The sequence below is a fragment of the Erythrobacter sp. LQ02-29 genome (assembly GCF_022576075.2).
Classification (GTDB): domain Bacteria; phylum Pseudomonadota; class Alphaproteobacteria; order Sphingomonadales; family Sphingomonadaceae; genus Alteriqipengyuania.
In genome coordinates, this window is sequence record NZ_JANCNT010000001.1 from 1620416 (window position 1) to 1636842 (window position 16427).

A 16427-nucleotide genomic window follows, 5' to 3' on the forward strand; every position below is an offset into this window, starting at 1 on the left:
CCATGAGGGTCACATCAAAACGCACACAAGGAAGGAAATATCATGTTCGTAAAGAAGTATGGCCAGCAGCTCTTCGCCGCCGTTTTCGCTCTCGCCGGCACCGCGTTCGTTCTCACCATGGCCTATGCGCCCGCCACGATGACCGTTACCCAGGCGGTGGCATGAACGATCCGATCGACACACGCGGCCCCGGAAACCCCCGCAAATTCCACCTGGATAAGCGCAATGCGAAGCTGGGTGGGGTTTGCGCCGGGATCGCAGATTACTTCGATGTCGACGCGACGATGGTCCGCATCCTCTTCGTCGTCGGCACCCTGATCGGGTTCGGCTCCCTGCTCCTGATCTACCTGGTGATCTGGGCGGTCGCGAATTGACCGCCCAGATCCACTCCTTCGCTCACATCGCGGAGATACCGCCGTCCAGTTTCAGTTCGGCACCGGTCATGAAGCGGCTCTCGTCGCTGGCGAGGTAGAGCACGCCGTTGGCGATTTCCTCCGCCTGGCCGATCCGGCCCAGTGGAATCTGGCGCGACAGCTTGCCCAGCACCACCTCTTTCTCGATCCCCGCATTCTTCCCGATTCCGTCCAGGATCGGGGTGTCGACGAAGGTCGGATGGATCGAGTTGCAGCGAATGTCCCAGCCGCGCTTCGCACAATAGAGCGCGATCGATTTCGACAGCATCCACACCGCCGCCTTGCTGGCGTTGTAGCCGGGCATGGTGTCGCTCGCGATCAGGCCCGCGATGGAGCTGATATTGACGATCGAGCCGGGCTGGTTGTCCTTCATCAGCGGCAGCGCCTTCTGGCAGCCGATGAACACGCTATCGACATTGATGGCGAAGCCGCGCCGCCATTCCTCCATGGTGCACGTCTCGATATCGCCGCGTACGCCCACGCCCGCATTGTTGACCAGCACGCTGAGCCCGCCCAGCTTCTCGCGCGCCGTCGCGATCGCCGCGTCCCAGTCTTCGGGGCTGGTGACGTCGTGGCGCAGGGCGAAGGCGGTGTCCGCACCGAAATGGTGGTTCACCGATTCCGCGGTCCGCTGCGCCCCTTCCTCGTTGATGTCGGTGCACAGCACCCGCGCGCCTTCCTCCGCCAGGCGCTGGCAATGCGCCGCGCCCAGACCCTGCGCCGCGCCCGTTACCAAGGCGAGCTTGCCCGCCATCCGTCCCGTCATTCTCTCTCTCCCAGCCAATGCGGCATCAGCAGCATGGTGATGCGCGAATCGATCCCGATGCCTTTCGCGCGGCATTCCTCGACGAAGCGCCCCAGGCCGTCCAGCGCCACGCGGTGGACGGTTATGTTCTCGTCCTCGGTTCCGCCGCCATCGCCGACCTTCTCCAGCTGCGTGGCCCGGACCAGCGTGTAGCTTTCGCTGACCATGCCGGGGCTCGAATAGAACGTGCCGAGGTCCTCCAGCCGTCCGGCGCGATAGCCGGTTTCCTCCTCCAGCTCGCGTCCGGCGGCGGCAAGGGGTTCCTCGTCCTCTCCGCCATCATCATCCCCGATCAGTCCTGCGGGAAATTCGATGCAGGGTCGGCCGAGCGGCACGCGAAACTGCTCGACCAGGATGACGTGCCCGTCCTCGATCGGCAGGATCACCGCCGCGCGAATGCCGCGCGCGCGGCCGACATATTCCCATTTGCCGCGTTTCTTGGCCGCGATGAACTTGCCCTGCCAGACGGTCTCCTCGGGCTCTCTCTCGTCCTGCCCGTGTCCCGGGCTCACAGCTCCACCAGCCGGTCGGGCAATTCGTTCCTGTCGTCCTCGGCCCGGGGGAAGTGCTGGGACAGGATCGCGCCCACATCGGCCACCCCGGCGATGATGCCATCGGCCATGCGACCTTCGGCGATCTCGTCGAGCATGTCGGTCATCGCTTCGCCCCAGGTTTCGGGCGGCACCATCTCGTTTATCGCGGCGTCGGCGACGATTTCCGCGCGCCGCTCGCGCAGTGACAGATAGATCACCACGCCGGTGCGCCCCACCGTCCGCCGGTCGGCACCCACCTTGAACAGGTCGACCGCCCGCTCGCGCACACGCGCTGTCTTCACCTTGCCGGGGACCAGCGCGAATTTCACCGGCGACCACAATTGCACCAGCCAGACGAGCAGGAAGATCGCGATGGTGAGCGCGGTGAACAGGGCGAGGATGCCAGGGGTGGTCCATTCATGGTTCCACCCGCCGGCGAGCGCATCGAACAGGTCCAGCATCCAGTCCCCGAACCATGCCAGGATCGTCATGGCGAGGAAGGCGAGGGCCGCCGCCCAGGCGAGCGCGATGTCGGAATAGCCGTCCGACCGGTCCGCCAGCACGGTCACGATCTCTCCGCTGGTGGTTTCTTCCGCCGCGGCGACCGCGTCGCTGATCCGCCGGTGATCGGCTTCGCTGAGATAGGCCATGCGCTACCAGCCCCCGCTCGCGCCGCCGCCGCCGGAGATACCGCCGCCGAAACCGCCGAAGCCACCGCCACCGCCGCCGCCTCCACCGAAGCCGCCTCCACCGAAACCGCCGCCGTCGTGGCGACCGCCGGACATGTGGCTGAGCGCGGACCAGAGCACCACATCGCGCGCGATTGCGCCGGCGGTTCCGCCCCGGCGATAGCGCCGCCCGCGGCCGCCGCGCCCGAACATGAAGACGAAGACCAGGATCATGACGATCCAGAAGATCGCGCTGACGAAGGCGCCGCCCTTGCCACTCTCGCGCTCCTGCGCCTGGGCCTGCTCGGCTGCCTGCGCTACCGCCCTCGCATCTTCCGGCGCACGGCTCAGCTGCGCTATCAAGGCATCGACCCCGGCATTGATACCACCCGCGAAGTCGCCGGCCTTGAACCGCGGCGACATGTCGTTGCGGATGATCCGGCCCGAAAGAATATCGGTGATGTAGGGCGTGAGGCCATAGCCGACCTCGATCCGCATCTTGCGATCGTTCCTCGCGACGAGCAGCAGCACGCCCTGGTCGGTATCGGCCGGGCCGATGCCCCATTTCTCGTACAGATTGGCGGCGTACATTTCGATCGTCTCGTCACCGGTTGTCGGAACCGTAGCCACGACGATCGGACGCCCCGACCGCTCGGTCCAGCTCCGCAACTTCTGGTCGAGCGCTGCCTCGTCCGCGGGCGAGAGAATATCCGCCCCGTCATAGACCGGCCCCGCGGGTCGCGGCGGCAGCTCCTGCGCCGCCGCAGGCAGTGCCAGCGCGGCGAGCGCCAGGCCCAGCAGCGCAAGCAGCGCCGCCGGGCTCAGCAAGCGAGCGATAGGTCTCAATTCCCGGTGCCGGTCTGCGCGGTGCCGGTCTCCGTGTTGTCGTTGGCAGGCGGCGTCGCTGCGGGAGCCTGCGCGCCCGGCTCACCCATGGTGCCGAAATCGACCGTCGGGGCGGTCTGCGCGGCCTGGGTCGCCTCGAACGGCTGCATCGGCTTCGCGCCGTGGACGATCTTTGCGCCGATCACGTCGGGGAAGGTGCGGATGGTGGTGTTATAGTCCTGCACTGCCTCGTTATAGCGCACGCGGGCGACGTTGATCTGGTTCTCGGTGCCCTCCAGCGCGGTCATAAGGTCGGCGAAGCGGCCCTGGCTCTGCAGTTGCGGGTAGTTCTCCACAACGGTGCGCAGTTGACCGAGCGCCTGCGTCAGCTGGTTCTGCGCTTCGTTGAAGCGGCGGAAGGTATCGGGATCGGACAGATCGTCGGTGGTGACGTTGATCGAGGTCGCGCGGGCGCGTGCCTCGGTCACGTTCGTGAGGATCTGCGTCTCGGAGCCAGCGGCGGCCTTCACCGTGGCGACGAGGTTGGGGACCAGATCGGCACGGCGCTGCAAGGCACTCTGCACGTTGCCCCATGCTGCCTTGGCGGCCTCTTCCTTGGTCGGCACCGAATTGATCCCGCAGGCGGTCAGCGAAATGAGGCCGAGCGCCAGGAATAGCGGGCGAAGCAGACGGGCAAGGGTCATTGAATCCTCCGAGGATAACTGTGTTGCTGGTATAGCACACGTGCGCGGCCCCGCAAGCGTTTGCCACGCAAAAGCGGCTGTGCCATCTGACCCCAAAGACAGCAGGAGCAGAGACGGATGGGCTTTTTCGCCGAGTTCAAGAAATTCATCGCGCGCGGCAATGTGCTGGACCTGGCGGTCGGCGTGGTCATCGGCGCGGCGTTCGGGAAAATCACCACGTCTCTGACCGAAAGCATTCTGATGCCGCTGATCGGCTGGATCTTCGGCGATGTCGATTTCTCGAACTGGTTCATCCGGCTGGGCGCGATTCCCGAAGGCTACACCGGCGCGCGCGACAATTACGCGCAGTTGAAAGAGGCAGGTGTGGCCATGGTGGGATATGGCGATTTCCTGACCCAGGTGGTCAATTTCCTGATCCTCGCCTTCGCGCTGTTCCTGCTGGTGCGCAGCGTGAACAAGGTACTGGAGGAGATCGAGAACAAGCAGGTCGAAGCGGAGGACACCGCCAAGACGCCCGAGGTGCCGACCGACCCGCAACTCGACGTGCTGAAGAAGATTCTCGCCGAATTGAAGGCGGAGCGGAAGGGCGTCGTGCCGGGCGAGACCGAAAGTGGCCCGTCCACTTCACATTAAGGGGCGCATCGCTATATGGGGATTTGCCGGTTTCGACCGGCTATGGCGATAAAGTGCGGCGTGCAATAGACACAACGGACCCGGGGGCAGTACCCGGCGGCTCCACCAAAAATCGCGGGAAACCGCGCTTTCTGACGGGGCCGAACCAGGATCGACGTGTGTTGAAAGACGCAGTTTTCGCTCGGGCTGAGTATCCCGTAAAAATGTTCACAACACACAAGTGCCAACGACAACGAAGCACTCGCTCTCGCTGCGTAATTTGATGGCCTAACGGCCTGAATTTACAAAGCTAAAGCGCGGTTGGACCCACCGGGCAACAGAAGCGGATTCCGGGCGTCCGGAGGGCACGTAGCAACAGAAGCCCTCCACCTTTCTCTTTCATCGATGAGCGCGCGTAGCTGGAGCCGGGTTTTCACTGCGGTGAAGAGGTAGAAGAAGCAGCCGCCTCTAGCTCCTTCGCCGCTTTCTCGTGCTTCAGGCAGTCTAGGATCTTTGCGCCGGCCATGAACACCGAACCGGTGCAGGCCAGGAACAGCAGCTTGCCGCCCCAGCCGGGATATTGCCCGAGATAGACGATCCCGCGCTGACATGCGCCGAGTGCCAGCGCGTAGATGATCAGGAACGCTTCCCAGCGGGTCTTGATGACGAACAGGCGGCTGATCTTCTTGAGCATAAATCCCCGAAATCCTTAACCGTTCGAACAGCAAAAGCCGTGCCAGCGGCGGTGCGCCGGGGCTCCGGTGGTTAACACGGTGGGGAGTGTAAGCGCGCGCGACAGCCAGCGGCAAGCGCGTTAACCAAGCTCGCCGAGATCGAGCGTATCGAGCAGCGCGGCGCGCGCTTCCGTCACCTGTTCCGCCAGCGCGGAATCGCCCAAGGCGCCTGGCGCGATCTCGTGCGGCCAGTGCTGTTCGATCACCCGCGCAATCCGCTCGGCCTTGTCGGCATCGAGCAGAAAACGCGGATCGACCGTCGCCGGGTCCGCGACCACGCGCAGCCGCAGACAGGCGGGGCCGCCGCCATTGGCCATCGACTGGCGCACGTCGACCGGGATCACGCGGCGGATCGGTCCGGCCTTCTGCAGCAGCGAATCGAGATAGGTGCGCACCGCCTCGCTCTCCTGGCATTCGGAGGGGACGATCAGCGCCATTTCCTTGTCGCCGAGCGTCACCAGTTGGGCGTTGAAAAGATAGGTCGCGATCGCCTCGGTCAGCGGGACGTCGTCCTCCGCCACCTCGACCACTTCGAGCGCGAGGAAGGCTTCGCGGATCGCGCGATAAGCGCCCCGTTGGTCGGCGAAGGCGCGGGCGTGGGTGAACAGCACCCGCTCGTTCGCGACCGCGACAACGTCGTTGTGAAACGCGCCCGCCTCGATCGCCTCGGGGTTCTGCTCAACGAAAACGCATTTCTCGGGATCGAGCCCGTGGCGGCGCGCGATGGCGCGGCTCGCCTGCTCGTGCTGGCGCGCGGGGAACTTGCCGCCCGGCCGCCCATAGACGAACACTTCGACGCCCGGCGCGCCGTGGCCTTCGCAAAAGCGCATGTGGTTGGCCGCACCCTCGTCGCCGAAGCTGCCGGGGATGGCGTCGTGGACGGCGAAATGCGCCTCGTCGGCAAATGCGAGGGCAAGCTGCGCCTTGGTGTCGGGCCATTCCTGGGCGCGGTGCAGCATGGTCGCAAGGTTCGCCGGGGTCAGGTGGCAAAGCCCGTCATTCGTATCGGGGGCCGGGCTGACGGTCGCGGCGTTGGCGGTCCACATGCTGGAGGCGGACCACGCCGCGGCGAGCAGCGCGCGGTCGGCGCTGCGATCGACCGCCAGCGCTTCCAGCAAAGCGGAGTTGGGACGGGGCAGGGGCAGCAGGAAGCCCTGCGGCAGGCCCAACTCCATGTTCGCGCGCATCTTGGCGAGCCCCTGCAACGCCGCCGCGCGCGGGTAGGATGGATCGCCGCCATGGCTCGCGCTGGCGATATTGCCGAGGCTTAGCCCTGCGTAATTGTGGCTCGGTCCGACGATCCCGTCGAAATTGATCTCGCGCAGCATTTCCAACCTTTCCCGCTCGTCCCGAGCTTGTCGAAGGATCGTCCTTCACTTGTGACCCTGCGCTAGAAGAAAGTACCGGACTTCGACAAGCTCAGCTCGAACGGGATGGGAAATGGGCTAGCGCACCACGCTCCACACCGTGTCGCCTTCGCCGACGCCCAGCGTGCGCGCGGCCTCCGCGTCGATCGCCACTCCATCGCCATCGACCGCGCGCCGGCCGTAGCAGGAGCGGAAATCGGTCAGCGTGCCCGCCGCCAGCAGTGCGCGCTCGCCGTCGGATGCATCAGTCGCCGACACGCTCCCACTATGCGCGCCCGCGACGCTCTTCACCTGGTCGGTCTTCGCCAGCATGGTCGGGCCGCCGTCGAAGATGTCGACATAGCCCTCATAGGCGAAGCCTTCCTTCTCCAGCATGCGCATCGCCGCGCGCCCGGTGGGGTGGGGCAGGCCGATCACATCGCGCGCATCGTCGTCCAACATGGCGACATAGACCGGGTGCTTGGGCATCAGGTCGGCGATGAACTGGTTGCCGTTGATGGCGTTGAAATAATCCGCCTCCTGAAAGCTCATGCCGAAAAAGCGGCCCGCGACGCCGTCCCAGAACGGCGAGCCGCCGCGATCGTCGATGATGCCGCGCAGCTCCGCCAGCACGCGCTCGCCAAACCGCGTGCGGTGCATGGCGATGAACAGATAGCGGCTGCGCGCCAGCAGCAGCCCGAGCCCGCCCGCGCGCTCGTTCGGGTGCAGGAACAGCCCGCCGACTTCGCTGCAACCTTCCAGATCGGTCACGAGGCTGAGCAGTTCGGCGCGCACAGTGCGGTCCAGTTCCTGGCTGTGCTGGGTCAGCGTGGTCAGGCGGTAGGAGTAGAACGGCCATTGCTGCCCGACCTGCGTGAAGAGCTGGCACGTCCCGCGCACCGCGCCCGTCTCCGTATTCTCCAGCACCAGCACGAACTGGTCGTCGCCCAGCGTTTCCTCCGTGCGCGAAAACGCGTCGCGCGACCGCTCCAGCTTCGCGCCCAGCGCGTCGCGATCGGCGGGCAGGTTGGTGAACCCCCCGCCGGTCAGCTTGGCCATTTCGTAAAGCGGTTCGATATCTTCGGGGCGCGAGGCGCGCAGGCGGAAACTCACAACACGTTCTCCGTCGCCAGTTGATGCAGGACCATGGCCGCGAGCGCGGCGCGCTCTTTCAGGCTGGGGGCGATCATGAATTCGTCCGGCGAGTGGATCTTGCCCCCGCGCACCCCCATGGTGTCGACCACCGGCACGCCGGTCGCCGCAATATTGTTGCCGTCGCACACCCCGCCGGTCGGCTGCCAGTCGATCTCCTGGCCCAGCTCCGCACCGCAATCGCGCACCAGGTCGAACAGCTTCTGCGCCTGTCGGTCGACCGGCTTGGGCGGGCGCGAGATGCCGCCGTGCACCGCGATATCGACCTCCTGCGCCTGTTTCACCTCGGCGATCAAAGCGTTCATCTCCGCTTCGAAGCGTTCCGCCGCGGCAGGCTCCTTGGGCCGGATGTTGAAGCGTAGCACGGCTTGATCGGGAACGACGTTGTTGGCGGCGCCGCCGTCGATCTTCGCCGGATTCACGCTGATATCGTCGCGCTGAAGGTCCTTCAGCCGCACCGCGAGCGTGGATGCGGCGACGATGGCATTGCGTCCGTCCTGCGGATTGCGCCCGGCATGGGCGGACTTGCCGGTGACGGTGAGGCTGTAATTGCCGCTGCCGCCGCGTGCGTGGGCGAGCCGCCCCTCCGGCGTCGCGGCGGGTTCGAAGGTGAGCGCGGCGTATTTGCCCTGCGCGGTCCGCTCGATCAGCGGGGCGGAGGAGAGCGAGCCGGTTTCCTCGTCCGCATTGATCAGCACGTCGTAGCCGACCTGCTGCCACGCCTCGGTGCCTTCCAGGGCGCGAAGCGAGGCGAGGATGATCGCGAGGCCGCCCTTCATGTCGGCGGTACCGGGACCGTTCAGGGTTTCCTCGTCGAGCCAGGTCAGCTGCTGGAATGGGTGATCGGCGGGAAACACGGTGTCCATGTGCCCGGTCAGGATGAAGCGCCGCCCAGCCTCCGGCCGGACCCGCAACAGGAAATGCTTGCCGTTCTCCACCGCCGTCTCCTTGCCGGCGGCGTCGACGGCGGTGACGGGGGCGGGCTCCTCCAGCGTGATGTCGCCGGGGAGGGCGGAGAAAGCGTCGGACAGTTCCTGCGCCATACGGGCGAGGCCCTCGCCGTTCGACGTGCCGCTGTTGATCTGCGCCCAGCGCTCGACATGGGAAAGCATCTGCGCGCCGTCGATGGTCTCTATCGCGTCTTTCAAGGTTCCGGTAAGTCTGGTCATACCCACCGCCTAGCGACAGGGGCGGCGCGGGCCAAGTGCGCTTACCGGCCCAGCACGCGTGCGAGTGCGACAAAGTCGGCCACCGAGAGCGTCTCGGCGCGGCGTGTCGGCTCGATCCCGAGCGATTCGAGCGCCGCGACCGCGCCCGGCACGCCCTTCAGGCTCTGGCGCAGCATCTTGCGCCGCTGCCCGAACGCCGCCTCGGTCAGCCGCGAGAGGAGGGCGGGGTCGACGCCCTCAGGCATGGCGGCAGGTTCGACGTGGACGACCGCGCTCATCACCTTGGGCGGGGGGGTGAACGCGCTGCGATGGACCTTCATCGCCAGCTTCGCCGTGCTGCGCCATTGGGACAGGACCGCGAGCCGCCCGAACGCCGAACTGCCAGAAGCCGCGACGATGCGCTGCGCGACCTCCTGCTGGAACATCAGCGTCAGCGAAGACCAGCGCGGCGGCCATGCGGGCGCCGACAGCCAGCGGGTGAACAGCGCGGTGCCGACATTGTAGGGCAGGTTGGACAGGATCGCGTAGGGTTCGCCCATGATCGCATCGTGGTCGAGCTTCAACGCGTCGCCCTCTATCACCCGCAACCGCCCGGGAAAGGCGTCGGCCAATTCGGCCAGCGCGGGGAGGCAGCGGCGATCCATCTCGATCGCGGTGACGCGCGCCCCGGCGCGCAGCGCGGCGCGCGTCAGGCCGCCGGGGCCGGGGCCGATCTCCAGCACTGCGCGGCCTTCCATCGATCCGGGTAAAGCGGCGATCCGGTCGAGCAGCTGTTCGTCGAACAGGAAGTTCTGGCCCAGCGCCTTGCTGGCTGACAGGCCATGGCGGGCGATGACTTCGCGTAAGGGGGGAAGCTGGGGGGCAAGATCGGTCATTGTCCCACCCCCTACCCTTCACGCAAGCGGGAGGGGAGCGAGACTTGCCGCGCCGTAGGCGCTGCTAGTCGCAGCGGGGCGGGCCGTCCGCTCAGGTTGCACTCCGCCGCGCAGCGATCTCGCCCGCCATGCGGATCGCGGCGATGGTCGCCCCCGGATCGGCCAAGCCCTTGCCCGCGATATCGAAGGCGGTACCGTGATCGGGACTGGTGCGCACCACCGGCAGGCCGAGCGTGACGTTGACGCCCTGATCGAAATCGAGTGTTTTGAGCGGGATCAGCGCCTGGTCGTGATACATGCACAGCGCCGCGTCGTAGCCTGCGCGAGCGCGCGGCGCGAACAGCGCGTCGGCGGGGTGCGGGCCGGTGGCCTCGATGCCTTCGCTCCGAAGCGCCGCGATGGCGGGGGCGATGATGCGCGCCTCCTCGTCGCCGAAGCGGCCGTCCTCGCCCGCATGCGGGTTGAGGCCGGTGATTGCCAGTCGAGGACGATCGATCCCGAAATCCCCATGCAGCGCGCGGGCGACCACCCGGCCACGGGCGACGATCAGATCGACGGACAGCCGTCCCGGCACCTCGGCCAACGCGCAATGGACGGTTACGGGCACCGTGCGAAGCTGCGGCCCGGCCAGCATCATCACGCCATCGTCGGGATCGCCCCCGGCCGCCGCGGCAACGAATTCTGTCTGGCCCGGATGGACGAAGCCGACCTCGGCCAAGCGACCCTTTGCGATGGGCGCGGTGACGACGGCGCTGGCGGTTCCATCGACGGCGAGGGCGACCGCGCCCTCCAGCGACGCCAGCGCAAGCCGGGCACCGGCCTCGTCGGGCGATCCCGGGCGATAGGGACCGTCATGATCGGTAAGAACGGGTAGCGCCCGATCGAACGCCGCGCCTGCCTCTCCTGGTGCGGCGATACGCTCAACCGGCAGGCCGGCAACGGCCTCGCGCAGCACGCCCGCGCCGCCGAACACGAAGAACGGGCGCAATTGCTCTTCGGCACGCCGTGCCCAAGCCGCCGCGATCAGCTCCGGACCGATCCCGGCCGGATCGCCCAGAGAGACCGCGATCGGCCCCATCGCCCGGTCAGTTGTACTCGACGTAGGCGTCGTTGCGCAGGTCGCGCAGGTAACGCTGCGCGCGCTTGTCGATGCGGTCGTCCTCGAGCTGGCTGCGCATTTCCTCCATTGTCGGCTCGTTCGCCTCCTCCGGATCGTCGCGCCCGCACAGCAGCAGCACCCGCACGCCTTCTTCCAGCGAGCCGAAGGGCGGCGTGGCCTGCCCGACCTGCAATTGCAGGATGCTCGACTGGAGCTGTTCCGGCAGCGAGCGGACGGTCAGCTGATCGTTGGAGACGACCTGCGCCCCCACGGTCTGCGCGGCGCGGTCCGCATCGCCGCAGCCGCGGATCGATTCGACGGCCTTGGCGAAGGCGACCGTCTTGGCTTCCGCTTCCTTCTGCGAGATTCCCTTGGGGAAATTGATCGAAATCTGCTTCAGGCTGAGCACGGCGTCACGCGGGTCGGCCGCCAGGATCTTGCGCCGGTCGATCAGGTACAGGATGGAAAAGCCGCCGGGCACGGCGACGGGGCCGACCAGCTGTCCGGGCTGCATCTCGCTGACGACGCTCGCCATTTCGGGCGGCAGGGTCGCGAGCCGGACATAGCCGAGATCGCCGCCGGTCGCGGCGGTCGAGGCTTCCGAATATTGCCGGGCATAGCCCACGAAGCTGCCCCCGGCCTTCAACTGCTCGACGATGCGGCGTGCGTTCGCCTCCACGGTCGCGGCGGTCTCGGGCGTAGCGGAGAGATAGATTTCGCCCACGCGGAACTGGTCGGTGCCGCGCGATGCCTGCATGCGGTCCATCATGTCCTTTACCTCTTCGGTGGAGACATTGACGAACGGAGCCACGTTGCGGCTGAGCAGATTGCGCCAGTCCAGCTCGCCCTCGATCTGGCGCTTGAGCGACGCGGGGGAGGAGCCGATCGATTTCAGATAGGCGTCCATCTTCGACGGGTCCTGCCCGAAATTCTGCTGCGCCAGGCGGGAGTAGGTCTGTTCCACCTGCGCCGGTTCGGCGGACACTTCCTGCAGCTTCGCTTCCTGGATCTGCAGGGTCTCGTCGATCAGGTTGCGCAGGACCTGCATCCGCAGCTGGTCGAGATCCTCGTCGGCGATCTTGCCTTGGGAGGCCGAGACGACCAGAGCCACACGCTGATCGATATCGGTCCCGGTGATGACCTGGCCGTTGACGACCGCGCGCGCCTTGCGATTGTTGGGATCCTGTTTGCCGAACACCTCGACATCGTCGGGGATACCGAAGGCGTTACCCGCCGGCTGGGCGTCGGTGGCGGGCGTCTGCGCGTCGGTGGTCGCAGCCGGCGGCGTCGCTTGCGCGAGCACCGGCCCGGCGACTAGTCCGGTCAGCGCACCGGCCATGGCGAGGGGAGGAATAAGGGAAGCGAGGCGTTTGATCACTTGTCCTACCTGTAAGGCGACCCGCCCAGGCGGGCCTTTCACGAGATTTGGCGAATGCGAACCGTGCCGCCCAGCGGCTGAATGCATGATGAGCGCGGCGGGATAGCGGTTTTGGCGAGCGCTGCCAATCCGCCGCTATTATCCTAGCGAAAGCCGAGGTTGCGCAGGCGAAAATAGACCTGGAACGTGTCGCCGCGCTGCGCATCGCCCAGATCCTGGTAATTGCGCTTCCAGGTCAGGCCCATTTCCAGGCAATCGTCCTGATAGGCGACGCCCAGCCGGGTGACGATGGGATCGAACCCGTCGGAGGTGAACGTCGAGTCCTCCTGCCGGTCGGTCAGGTTGATCACCCCCGATCCGAAGACCGACCAGTAGCGGGCAAATGCGACCCGGGCGGCGACCCGCGCTTCTTCCCGGTCGCGCAAATCCTCTAGCGATGGGTCGACATTGCGGTTGAGCCGGAGATAGCCGACCTCGGCATAGGTCCGCCGGTTGCCGATCGTGGCGTCGATCTCGTTGCGGCGGACGGCGAAATTGTCCTTGTCGATCCGGTATCGGTGGGTGAACGAGATGAAGTCCTTGTACCGGACCTGCGTCCGGCCGACGAAATCGGAGAGCTGTTCGGCGAGGCCCGTCCCGTCGGGCAGGATCGTGCGATCCGCGTCGAAGCGATAGGATTGGCCCAGGGTCGCCTCCACCCGCCAGTCGGGCCGCGTCAGCTGCCAGTCCACGCCGTAGGTGATACGCGCGCCGTCCTCCACCCGGTCGTAGCCGGGGAAGCGATTGAGCGAGAAGAGGTTGGAATCCTCAAGATCGATCGCCCGGGAATCCTCGTTCGGCACGGAAAGGTTGCGGATATTGGGCGTGGCCACGAACTGGATGCGCGGGGTCAGCACCTGCGTGCCGCCCAGCAGCGATCCGACGAACGGCCACTTGATGTCCGCCGCCAGCGTGCCGACGCCGCGCGCCTGCCAGCCGGGATTGCCGCGATAGATCGCGGTCTCCGTCAGATAGTTCTCATCCGAGTGATACACGTCCGCCCGGGCGAGCGCGGTCAGCTGGACGATCTGCCCCATCCCGGTGTAGCTGCGCAGGTCCCAGCGCGCGCTGGCGAAGGCGCGCTGCGTGTCCTGACCCTCGGGCCGCTGGATCGCCAGCGTATTGGCCTGCAGCTCCACCTTCCCACCCAGCAGGGGATCGGCCAGGCGCCGCCGGTAATCGATCAGCGGCAGGGCGATCGGCACCTGCCCCTGCGGCTGCAACAGGCGCAGCGTCTGCGTGGCGTAGCCGGCGACCAGCAGGTAGGAATCGCGGTCGATCCGCTCCAGCTCCACCAGCGAGCGCAGGCGGTCGTCGCGGCTGAGGTCGTAACGGCGCAGGAAGGTCTTGTCGGTGGTGCGGCGAATGGAGGCCGTCAGGCTCCAATTGGGATCGAACTGGAGCTTCCCGTTGGCAAAGATGTACCCGCGGAAATCCTTTTCCGTGTTGGGAATCCCGGTGAAATTGGAAATGCGGCTGCTGTAGGTGGCATATCCGGTGATCTGATAGGCCCCGACATCGGTAAGATGGCGGAAGGAGCCCGAAACCATAGGCGCAACCTTGGAATAGACGCTGGCCCCGACCGTCGCGTCCATGTTGTTCGCCAGCCGGTAGTAATAGCTTCCGCTCAGTTCGAGACCGTTGGAACGCGAGAACCGCACGTCCGGCACCAGAACGCCGGAGGTCGCGCTCCCGTCCGTACGCAGCGAGAGGCCGGGCAGCGGAATCAGTTTCGCCCCGAACAGCTCCAGATAGGCGCTGCGGAACCGGATGCTGTTCGTTTGCGAATCGTAGACGACCCGTTCCGCGGTGATCCGCCAGCTGGGGCGCTTCGGGCACCCGTCGGAGGTTTCGACATCGCACGCGGTATAGGCCGCGCGGGTCAGTGTGACCGTGCCATCGACCTCGCGCGTGCCACGCTCCGCGGCCAGTCGTCCGCCCTCGCGGAGCACAAGCAGCAGGTTTTCCAGCGAGCCGACATCGAACTCGTCGGTCAGCTCGACCCTGTCGGTGTAAAGCTGGTTGCCGTCCGGATCGACGAAGCGGACGTTGCCGGTCGCCACGATCTGCCCGCTGTCCCGGTTCCAGGTGACGCTGTCGGCGCGGACCGAGCGGCCCTGGTTGCGCAGGATGACATTGCCGCTGGCGGTGACGGCCCCATTGTCCGAATCGTATTCGAGCGTATTCGCCTCGAAATCGATCTTGCGCTCGCCCGAAGGATCGGCGGGTTGGCCGGCCGTCTCGCCGGGCAATGCCCCCTCGGTTACCGGGAGCCCGGCATCGTCGCGATCCTGCGTGTCGCTCTCTTCTAGGTCGGGAAGCTGCAGCGGCTCGCGCGCGGTTTCGATACCCGGCGGCGCGCCGCTCTGCCCGAAAGCAGGTGTGGCCAGCAGGCCCGCGAGCATGCCAAGCGTCATCGCCCCCTGGCGGGACGCGCGGCAACGGACGGGGGGCGGCGCGAGACGCGTGGTGGGGCGCATCGCTTGCCTATTGCACTTGCCTCTCCTAATCGCAATCTCACTTCTGAGGGCCTGTCTCCGCCGCCGTATCGTGCCGCGCCGACGCCCCTGCCGTTCACGCGATTATCCGGAGTTTCCATGCAAATCACCTTCGCCGATACCCTTCCCACCGATGCCACCCTCATCGCCCATGTGGTCGATCGCGACAGCCTGCCCGGCACGCTGGAGCGCACGCTGAGCGAAGGCGCGAAGGCGAACCGTTTCCGCGGCACGCCGGGACAGGTCAGCGAAGGCTATGTCGAACGGGATGGCAAGGTGCGGCGAGTCGCGCTGGCCGGGGCGGGTGCCGCCGATGCGGACGAGCGCGAGGCCAATCTGGAGAAGGCGGGCGCTGCGCTCGCAGGCAAATATCTCTGCTCGGGCGAAACCGCGCTCGCGCTCGACCTGTCGACCGGGGACCTCTCGGCCGAGCAGGCGGCCGCCGTGCTGCTGGGCCTGCGGCTGCGCGCGTGGCGCTGGGACGAATATCGCACCATGCAGAAGGATGAGCAGAAGAAGACGCTAAGCACCGTTACGGTGGTCGGCGCGCCCGATGGAACGCGCGAGGCGTGGACGACAGCCGCGGCGGTGGCCGAGGGTGTGGAATTCGCCCGCGAGCTCGTTACCGAGCCGGCAAACATCCTCTACCCCGAAAGCTTCGTGGAGCGGTGCCGCGAACGGCTGGAGGGGACCGGGGTGGAAATCGTCGTGCTCGACGATGCGGAGATGGAGAAGCTCGGCATGGGCGCGCTGCTCGGCGTGGGCCAGGGATCGGCCAAGCCCTCGCGCATTCTGGCCATGCGGTTGACGGGCGGGGCGCAGGGCGAGAAGCCGGTCGCCTTCGTCGGCAAGGGCGTGACCTTCGACAGCGGCGGCATCTCGATCAAGCCAGGTGCGGGCATGGAGGACATGAAGTGGGACATGGGCGGCGCGGCGGTGGTCGCAGGCTCCATGGTGGCCCTGGCGAAGCGCGGGGCGAAGGCCAACGTGGTCGGCATCTGCGGCCTGGTCGAGAACATGCCCGACGGCAATGCGCAGCGGCCGGGCGATGTGGTCACCACCATGTCGGGCCAGACGGTCGAGGTGATCAACACCGATGCCGAGGGGCGGCTGGTGCTCGCCGATGTACTGCACTGGTGCCAGAAGACGTACCAGCCGCAGCGGATCGTCGATTTCGCGACGCTCACCGGCGCGATGCTGATCGCGCTCGGGCACGAGCAGGCGGGCCTGTTTTCCAACGACGATGCGCTGGCGGACGATCTGCTCAGCGCCGGGCGCCAGACGGGCGACAAGATGTGGCGCATGCCGATCGGCCCCGCTTACGACAAGCTGATCGACAGCCCGATCGCCGACATGAAGAACGTCGGCCCGCGCGTCGCCGGATCGATCACCGCCGCCCAGTTCCTGCAGCGGTTCATCCTGGACAGCACCCCGTGGGCGCATTGCGACATCGCGGGGATGGCATGGTCGGACAAGCCGGGCCGCACCTGGGACAAGGGCGCGACCGGCTACGGCGTGCGCCTGGTCGATCGCTTCGTGCGCGACACGCTGGAAAGTTGAGCCGCGCGCGGGTGCTC

At 66.7% G+C, this 16427-nt stretch carries 17 protein-coding genes and 1 other RNA gene; 5 read left to right on the forward strand and 13 right to left on the reverse strand.

The annotated features are described in order from the left end of the window. Positions 1–42 precede the first annotated feature (42 nt). Together MKP08_RS07955 and MKP08_RS07960 are read left to right on the forward strand one after the other, a co-directional pair. Positions 43–165 carry a hypothetical protein gene (locus tag MKP08_RS07955; protein ID WP_255750034.1) on the forward strand — a complete coding sequence of 41 codons (123 nt, stop codon included), beginning with the start codon at positions 43–45 and terminating at the stop codon, positions 163–165. Then, positions 162–374 (forward strand): PspC domain-containing protein, encoded by a 213-nt coding sequence (locus tag MKP08_RS07960; RefSeq protein WP_241553371.1) that lies wholly within the window; start codon positions 162–164, stop codon positions 372–374. The genes MKP08_RS07955 and MKP08_RS07960 overlap by 4 nt, the downstream gene beginning before the upstream one ends. A 22-nt stretch (positions 375–396) precedes the next feature. On the opposite strand, the gene MKP08_RS07965 is transcribed toward MKP08_RS07960, so the two are convergent. From MKP08_RS07965 to MKP08_RS07985, 5 genes are read right to left on the reverse strand one after another with little or no spacing between them, the layout of a single operon-like run. After that, the gene (locus MKP08_RS07965; protein ID WP_241553372.1) at positions 397–1179 is read right to left on the reverse strand and encodes an SDR family oxidoreductase; all 783 of its coding nucleotides are present in this window, start codon (positions 1177–1179) and stop codon (positions 397–399) included. Continuing rightward, positions 1176–1730, reverse strand: a complete 555-nt coding sequence (locus MKP08_RS07970) for an NUDIX hydrolase (protein ID WP_241553373.1) — start codon at positions 1728–1730, stop codon at positions 1176–1178. Before MKP08_RS07970 ends, MKP08_RS07965 begins: the two co-directional genes overlap by 4 nt. Continuing rightward, positions 1727–2401 (reverse strand): TPM domain-containing protein, encoded by a 675-nt coding sequence (locus MKP08_RS07975; RefSeq protein ID WP_241553374.1) that lies wholly within the window; start codon positions 2399–2401, stop codon positions 1727–1729. Before MKP08_RS07975 ends, MKP08_RS07970 begins: the two co-directional genes overlap by 4 nt. Positions 2402–2404: 3 nt before the next feature. Next, positions 2405–3265, reverse strand: coding sequence for a YgcG family protein (locus MKP08_RS14335; protein ID WP_306300134.1), 861 nt, complete (start codon positions 3263–3265; stop codon positions 2405–2407). Further along, a complete protein-coding gene (locus MKP08_RS07985) occupies positions 3262–3948 on the reverse strand; it encodes a LemA family protein (protein WP_241553375.1) in 687 nt (228 codons plus the stop codon). Before MKP08_RS07985 ends, MKP08_RS14335 begins: the two co-directional genes overlap by 4 nt. Before the next feature lie 117 nt (positions 3949–4065). Here MKP08_RS07985 and mscL point away from each other — a divergent pair, with 117 nt between their 5' ends. Then, complete coding sequence (gene mscL / locus MKP08_RS07990) at positions 4066–4581, forward strand: large conductance mechanosensitive channel protein MscL (protein WP_215228649.1); 516 nt, start codon at positions 4066–4068, stop codon at positions 4579–4581. Then, positions 4568–4913: a transfer-messenger RNA gene (gene ssrA / locus MKP08_RS07995) on the forward strand. Before mscL ends, ssrA begins: the two co-directional genes overlap by 14 nt. An 80-nt stretch (positions 4914–4993) precedes the next feature. Here the strand turns inward: ssrA and MKP08_RS08000 are convergent. From MKP08_RS08000 to MKP08_RS08035, 8 genes are all read right to left on the reverse strand, one after another. After that, on the reverse strand, positions 4994–5254 hold the full coding sequence (locus MKP08_RS08000; RefSeq protein WP_241553376.1) for a hypothetical protein: 261 nt from the start codon (positions 5252–5254) through the stop codon (positions 4994–4996). Positions 5255–5374: 120 nt separating this feature from the next. After that, entirely contained in the window at positions 5375–6622 is a 1248-nt protein-coding gene (locus tag MKP08_RS08005) for an N-succinylarginine dihydrolase (protein ID WP_241553377.1), read from the reverse strand. A 117-nt stretch (positions 6623–6739) separates the two neighbouring features. Beyond that, positions 6740–7753, reverse strand: coding sequence for an arginine N-succinyltransferase (locus MKP08_RS08010; RefSeq protein ID WP_241553378.1), 1014 nt, complete (start codon positions 7751–7753; stop codon positions 6740–6742). Next, positions 7750–8961: a hydrolase gene (locus tag MKP08_RS08015; RefSeq protein ID WP_241553379.1), complete on the reverse strand. Its 1212-nt coding sequence runs from the start codon at positions 8959–8961 to the stop codon at positions 7750–7752. Before MKP08_RS08015 ends, MKP08_RS08010 begins: the two co-directional genes overlap by 4 nt. A 41-nt stretch (positions 8962–9002) precedes the next feature. Next, positions 9003–9836, reverse strand: coding sequence for a 16S rRNA (adenine(1518)-N(6)/adenine(1519)-N(6))-dimethyltransferase RsmA (gene rsmA / locus MKP08_RS08020; protein ID WP_241553380.1), 834 nt, complete (start codon positions 9834–9836; stop codon positions 9003–9005). A 91-nt stretch (positions 9837–9927) separates the two neighbouring features. Beyond that, the gene (pdxA, locus tag MKP08_RS08025) at positions 9928–10914 is read right to left on the reverse strand and encodes a 4-hydroxythreonine-4-phosphate dehydrogenase PdxA (protein ID WP_241553381.1); all 987 of its coding nucleotides are present in this window, start codon (positions 10912–10914) and stop codon (positions 9928–9930) included. A 7-nt stretch (positions 10915–10921) separates the two neighbouring features. Next, the gene (locus tag MKP08_RS08030) at positions 10922–12274 is read right to left on the reverse strand and encodes a peptidylprolyl isomerase (RefSeq protein WP_306300256.1); all 1353 of its coding nucleotides are present in this window, start codon (positions 12272–12274) and stop codon (positions 10922–10924) included. 182 nt (positions 12275–12456) lie between these two features. Then, a complete protein-coding gene (locus MKP08_RS08035) occupies positions 12457–14769 on the reverse strand; it encodes an LPS-assembly protein LptD (RefSeq protein WP_241553382.1) in 2313 nt (770 codons plus the stop codon). Between the two features lie 180 nt (positions 14770–14949). On the opposite strand from MKP08_RS08035, the gene MKP08_RS08040 reads away from it, so the two are divergent. Continuing rightward, the gene (locus MKP08_RS08040) at positions 14950–16410 is read left to right on the forward strand and encodes a leucyl aminopeptidase (protein ID WP_241553383.1); all 1461 of its coding nucleotides are present in this window, start codon (positions 14950–14952) and stop codon (positions 16408–16410) included. Positions 16411–16427 lie beyond the last annotated feature (17 nt).